The sequence below is a fragment of the Faecousia sp. genome, assembly GCF_048519415.1.
GTDB lineage: Bacteria > Bacillota > Clostridia > Oscillospirales > Oscillospiraceae > JAZOXB01.
Genome location: NZ_DBFZUT010000047.1, coordinates 1 through 5,865, shown reverse-complemented (window position 1 = coordinate 5,865; position 5,865 = coordinate 1). Strand labels below are relative to the sequence as shown.

The 5,865-nt window shown below is 62.7% G+C and carries 6 protein-coding genes; all 6 read left to right on the top strand.

Going from position 1 to position 5,865, the window contains the following annotated elements:
- The first annotated feature begins 468 nt into the window (after window positions 1–468).
- From dnaN to gyrB, 6 genes are read left to right on the top strand one after another with little or no spacing between them, the layout of a single operon-like run.
- On the top strand, window positions 469–1,581 hold the full coding sequence (gene dnaN / locus ACMKFF_RS05170) for a DNA polymerase III subunit beta (RefSeq protein WP_349135521.1): 1,113 nt from the start codon (window positions 469–471) through the stop codon (window positions 1,579–1,581).
- 6 nt (window positions 1,582–1,587) lie between these two features.
- Entirely contained in the window at window positions 1,588–2,118 is a 531-nt protein-coding gene (locus ACMKFF_RS05165; protein WP_419496264.1) for a YgjV family protein, read from the top strand.
- A complete protein-coding gene (yaaA, locus tag ACMKFF_RS05160; RefSeq protein WP_349135523.1) occupies window positions 2,115–2,369 on the top strand; it encodes a S4 domain-containing protein YaaA in 255 nt (84 codons plus the stop codon). Before ACMKFF_RS05165 ends, yaaA begins: the two co-directional genes overlap by 4 nt.
- Entirely contained in the window at window positions 2,359–3,468 is a 1,110-nt protein-coding gene (gene recF, locus ACMKFF_RS05155) for a DNA replication/repair protein RecF (RefSeq protein WP_419496263.1), read from the top strand. Before yaaA ends, recF begins: the two co-directional genes overlap by 11 nt.
- Window positions 3,468–3,737 (top strand): extracellular matrix regulator RemB, encoded by a 270-nt coding sequence (gene remB, locus ACMKFF_RS05150; protein ID WP_419496262.1) that lies wholly within the window; start codon window positions 3,468–3,470, stop codon window positions 3,735–3,737. The genes recF and remB overlap by 1 nt, the downstream gene beginning before the upstream one ends.
- Window positions 3,730–5,670: a DNA topoisomerase (ATP-hydrolyzing) subunit B gene (gene gyrB / locus ACMKFF_RS05145; RefSeq protein WP_419496261.1), complete on the top strand. Its 1,941-nt coding sequence runs from the start codon at window positions 3,730–3,732 to the stop codon at window positions 5,668–5,670. Before remB ends, gyrB begins: the two co-directional genes overlap by 8 nt.
- Window positions 5,671–5,865 lie beyond the last annotated feature (195 nt).

Genomic DNA, 5,865 nt, shown 5'->3' with positions numbered 1-5,865 from the left:
CTTTGGGAGAGCTGGCGGCGCAGCCGCCTGAGAGGGAAAATCAGCCCTCCCCTTGATTGCTATTGCCATTCAAAAGTGCCTGCAAGGCCCTCTCAGTCACCTTCGGTGACAGCTCTCCCAGTGGGAGAGCCAAGGACGCTTTGCTCCTCGGAATGACACGAAAAGGCGGCGCTTGCCATTCTGGCGATGGCCTGAGCTTATCGGCAGCACCTTTCCTGCCCTTTTCTGCCCAAATTTTTCTGCACACCCCCTGTGCAATGTGCAGAAGTTTCCTGTTCACAGCTTTTTGCCCGATTTTTCCGCACAAGCCCTGTTCAGAACGCTCTCTTTTTTCCACAGCCCCATGTGCATGGCCGCGCGTTGGTATCTCTGGGCTTGCGGGACTTTTGCACATAAGTTTTGCCTACGGACTACGAATACTAAAAATTATCCTACCTATCTTCTCAGATAGAGAAAGCGAGTGTTGTTATGAAGTTTACCTGTGAAAAAGCGCTGCTGGTCTCCGCTCTGTCCGTTGCGAGCCGCACCGTTGCACAGAAGAGCACCATTCCCTGTCTCGAGGGCGTGCTTCTCCGGGCGGGCGTCGCGCTGCAGCTCACGGGCTACAATCTGGAAACGGGCATCACCGTCCACGTCGGCGCCCAGATCCAGGAGGCAGGCTCGTGCGTCATGCCCGCTCGCCTGTTCTTTGATATCGTCCGGAAGCTGCCGGATGAGATGGTCTCCATCACCGTCGACCACAAGCAGCAGGTCTCCATCCGTGCCGGTGCAGCCTTTTTCCAGATCACGGCCATGGATTCCGAGGACTATCCCGAGCTGCCGGACGTCAACGGCAAGAGCGGCGTGACCATGCCGCAGTCCGCGCTGAAGGCCATGATCTCCGGCACGATCTTCTCCGTGTCTGAAAATCAGGCCCGCCCCATCCAGACCGGCTGCCTGATGGAGGTCACGGAGGATTCCGTCACCATGGTCGCCGTGGACAGCTTCCGGTTGGCCCGCCGCACCTGGCACACGGAAAACGCCGCGAACCATACCCTGAAATTCGTCGTCCCCGCCGCCGGCCTCAAGGAGATCGAGCGCATTCTGGAGGATTCCGACGAGCCCGTCACCTTCACGCTCGGCGACAAGCACATCCTCTTCTCCATCGGCGACGCCCTGCTCGTCAGCCGCGTGCTTGAGGGCGAATTCATCGATTGGCGCCGCGTTGTCCCCACAAACTGCGGCACCGTCCTCACCGCGAACGTCGCGGAGCTGACGTCCTCCATCGAGCGCGTGAGCCTCATCATCTCCGAAAAGGTCAAAAGTCCCGTCCGCTGCGTCTTCGGCGACAATATGGCCGATTTCCGCACGGCGAACACCATCGGCTCCGCGCACGACACCTGCTCCATCGCCGGGAACGGCGGCGAGCTGGAGATCGGCTTCAACAGCCGCTACCTCCTCGATGCGCTGCGCGTCATCCCGAGCGAGGAGGTCACGCTGGAGCTGCAGAACGGCCTGAGTCCCATCGTCTTCACCCCGTGCGACAAAAAATATGACTTTGCCTATATGGTCCTGCCGGTCCGCCTGCGCAGCAACAGCTAAGACCGGATGAACGTTCCATTTCTCGTCAGCAATATTCTCTCCGGCGTGGGCATGTGCGCGATGCTGGCAAGCACCGCCCTGCGCAGCCGGAGAAAGATCCTCGCGGTCCAGTCTGTGAACCACGCCCTTTCCATGGCGGCCTGCTCGCTGCTGCGCGGCTGGAGCGGCGCGGTGCAGGAGGCCGTGAACCTCGTGCGTGACCTCGCCATTCTGCTGTTCGGCAAATTGAACCGCTTCTGGCAGATCTCTTTTGTGGCGGCGGCGCTGGGACTCGGCGCGGCGGTCACGTTTGCGGGAGGCTTTCAGTGGTACGGCCTGCTTCCCGTTCTGGCCACGGCCCTCTATTCCGCCGTCGTCGTCCACCCGCGGTGCAATGCCCGCTGGATCAAGGCCTCTACGGCCGTCTGCACGATGATGTGGGCGGTCTACAGCCTCTTTATCCGCAATTACGTCTACGTTCTGACGAACGTCATCACCTCGGCCTCCGCCGTCCTTTTCCTGCTGCGGAGCCGAAAGCAAGGAGAAACAACCGTATGAAAGTTCGTGTCCGGCGGGTGTCCGCCGAGGATGTCCCCGTGGCCATCACCACGGAATTTATCAAGCTGGAGAGCTTTTTGAAGCTGGCCAACGCCGTCCCGTCCGGCGGCATGGCGAAAAACTTCATCCAGAACGGCGAGGTACTCGTCAACGGCGAGCCGTGCACCATGCGCGGCAAAAAGCTCCGCCCCGGCGACGACGTCCGGTTTGACGGCGTGACCTACTGCGTCCGCGCCGCGCATGCAGATTGACCGCCTCAGCCTGCGCGGCTTCCGGAATTATGAGGATGCGCAGGCGCAGTTCGTCCCCGGCGTGAACCTGCTGGTCGGCGGGAACGCCAACGGCAAGACGAACCTGCTCGAGGCCGTCAGCTATCTCTCCACGGGCCGCTCGTTCCGCACCCGCCGCGAGGCGGAGCTCATCCGCTTCGGCGCAGACTTTGCGGAGCTGCGCGCGCAGGTGCAGTCGCAGGAGCGCACACGCGAGCTGCGCGCCGTGCTGTTTTCCGGCAGGCGGCCGCGCCAGCTGTGGCTCGCCGGGGTAAAGCAGCGCAGCCGCGCCGCCCTGTCCGGCGTGCTTACGAGCGTGCTGTTCTGCCCGGAGGACCTTATGATCCTCAAAAAGGGCGCGTCCGGCCGCCGCAGACTGATGGACGGCGTCATCTGCCAGCTCCGCCCGAATTACGAGGCCGCGCTGGCCGAATACGGCCGCCTGCTCGACCAGAAGTCCGCCCTGCTGCGCGAGCGCTATGACAACCCTTCCCTCCTGCAGGTCCTGCCGGAGTATGACCTCCGCATGGCCCAGACGGGCGCGCTCGTCATTTCGTACCGCGCCCGCTATGTCAAGGCGCTGGCGCAGGAGGCCGCACGCTATCACCGCGAATTTTCCGGCGACAGCGAGTCGCTCGAGCTGACCTACCGCACGGTCTCGACTGTGACGGACCCCTTTGCCCCGCCCGAGACACTCTGCGCCCAGCTGCAGGAGCATCAGCGCAGCCACGCCCGCGCCGAGCTCGAGAGCGCGCAGTGCCTGTCCGGCCCGCATAAGGACGACTTCGAGGCCGTCATCAACGGCCTGCCCGTGGCGCAGTTCGCCTCGCAGGGGCAGACGCGCACGGCCGTCATCTCTCTCAAGCTTGCCGAGCGCGCCCTGCTGCGGCAGGGAACGGGCGAAACGCCCGTGCTGCTGCTCGACGACGTGCTGTCCGAGCTGGATGCCGGGCGGCAGGACTTTGTTTTGAACCAGCTCCGCGAGGGGCAGGTCTTTATCACCTGCTGTGAAACGGACCGCCTGACCAGTCTCGGTCAGGTGCTGTCCATCCGCAGCGGCACCATCGGAGGGGCGCAGTAATGTATCTATCCATCGGCGGCGATATGGCTGTGCGGGACCGCACCCTCATCGGGATCTTTGATCTGGACAATACGACCTGCTCCCGCGACACGCGCGCGTTTTTAACGGCCGCGGAGCAGGGCGGTCAGGTGGTCGACGTCTCCGGCGCTCTGCCGAAGAGCTTCGTCCTGACCGAGGAATTCGGCATGGACCGCGTGTATCTCACGCAGTTCAACGCCGCAATTCTGGAAAAGCGCATGGAACAAAAGGAGAACACAATTCATGTCTGAAGAACTGCTGAATACGACTGTGGAACAGGAATACGACGCCTCGCAGATCCAGGTCCTGGAGGGGCTGGAGGCCGTCCGGAAACGTCCGGGCATGTATATCGGCTCGACGTCCGCCAGCGGCCTGCACCATCTCGTCTATGAGATCGTGGACAACGCCATCGACGAGGCGCTTGCGGGCTACTGCACCCACATCACCGTGACGATCAACCCCGGCGACACCATCACCGTCACCGATAACGGCCGCGGTATCCCCGTGGACATCCAGGCCCAGACCGGCCGCCCCGCGCTCGAGGTCGTCTATACGGTCCTGCATGCGGGCGGCAAATTCGGCGGCGGCGGCTATAAGGTCTCCGGCGGCCTGCACGGCGTCGGCGCGTCCGTCGTCAACGCCCTTTCCGAGTGGCTCACGGTCGAGGTCCATAAGGATGGCAAAATCTATCAGATGAAGTTCGCCCGCGGCAATATCACGCAGGAGATGCGCGTCATCGGCAATACGGACAGGCACGGCACCATCGTCACCTTCAAGCCCGACCCCGAGATGTTCGACACCCTCACCTACGACTACGAGACGCTCCACACCCGTATGCGCGAGCAGGCCTTCCTGAACGCCGGCCTGCGCATCGAGATCGCCGACCGCCGCACGGAGGACGGCCCGTCCGACTCCATGTGCTACGAGGGCGGTATCCGCGAGTTCGTCCTCTGGCACAACCGTCACAAGACGCCCCTGCACGAGGAGGTCGTCTATATGGCAGGCGTTCGCCGCGACGCCGAGGCCGAGGTCGCTCTGCAGTATCACGACGGCTATAACGAGACCATCGTCTCGTTTGCCAATAACATCCACACGCCGGAGGGCGGCATGCATGAGACGGGCTTCAAAACGGCCCTGACCCGCGTGCTCAATGCCTATGGCGTGAAGACCGGCGTCATCAAGACCGACGCCGATAAGGTCTCCGGCGAGGACTGCCGCGAGGGCTTGACCGCCGTCATCTCCGTCAAGCTGACGGACGCCCAGTTCGAGGGCCAGACGAAGGCCAAGCTCGGCAACGCCTATATCCGCACCCTCGTCGACTCCATCGTCAACGAGCAGCTGTCCACCTATTTTGAGGAGCACCCCGCCGTCGCCCGCATCATCCTTGAGAAGGCCATGACGGCCAACCGCGCCCGCGAGGCCGCCCGCAAGGCCCGCGAGTCCATCCGCCGCAAGACGGCGCTCGGCGGCGCGGCCATGCCGGACAAGCTGCGCGACTGCAACGAGACGGACGCCAGCCTGACCGAGATCTATATCGTCGAGGGCGATTCCGCAGGCGGCTCGGCCACGCAGGGCCGCGACTCCCGCTTCCAGGCCATCCTGCCGCTGTGGGGCAAGATGCTCAATGTCGAGAAGGTCCGCGAGGACAAGGTCATCGGCAACGACAAGCTCCAGCCCGTCATCACGGCCCTCGGCGCGGGCATCGGCGAGGAATTCCACCTCGATAAGCTCCGCTATCACAAGATCATCATCATGGCCGATGCCGATGTCGACGGCAGCCATATCCGCACGCTGCTGCTGACGTTCTTCTTCCGCTATATGCGCCCGCTCATCGAGAACGGCTATGTCTATTCCGCCATGCCGCCCCTGTATAAGCTCACCCGCGGCAAGACGTCCCGCGTCGCCTTCTCCGACGATGAGCGCGACCGCATTTCCGCCGAGCTCCGCGCGGACAATCCCAATGCCAAGGTCGATATCTCCCGCTATAAGGGCCTCGGCGAGATGGATGCCCACGAGCTGTGGGAGACCACCATGGACCCCGAAAAGCGCACGCTCAAGCAGATCCGCCTTGAGGACGCCGTCAAGGCCGATGAGATCTTCACCCTCCTCATGGGCGAAAAGGTCGAGCCGCGCAAGGAATATATCGAGCAGAATGCAAAGTATGTCGTGAATCTGGATTATTGATTCTGTTTCCGGGCCTGTCCCTGCGCCCCGGCGAATGCGACAGGCTCCCAGACTTGTCATTGCGCAGCTTGGCTCTCCCTTTGGGAGAGCTGGCGGCGCAGCCGCCTGAGAGGGAAAATCAGCCCTCCCCTTGATTGCTATTGCCATTCAAAAGTGCCTGCAAGGCCCTCTCAGTCACCTTCGGTGACAGCTCTC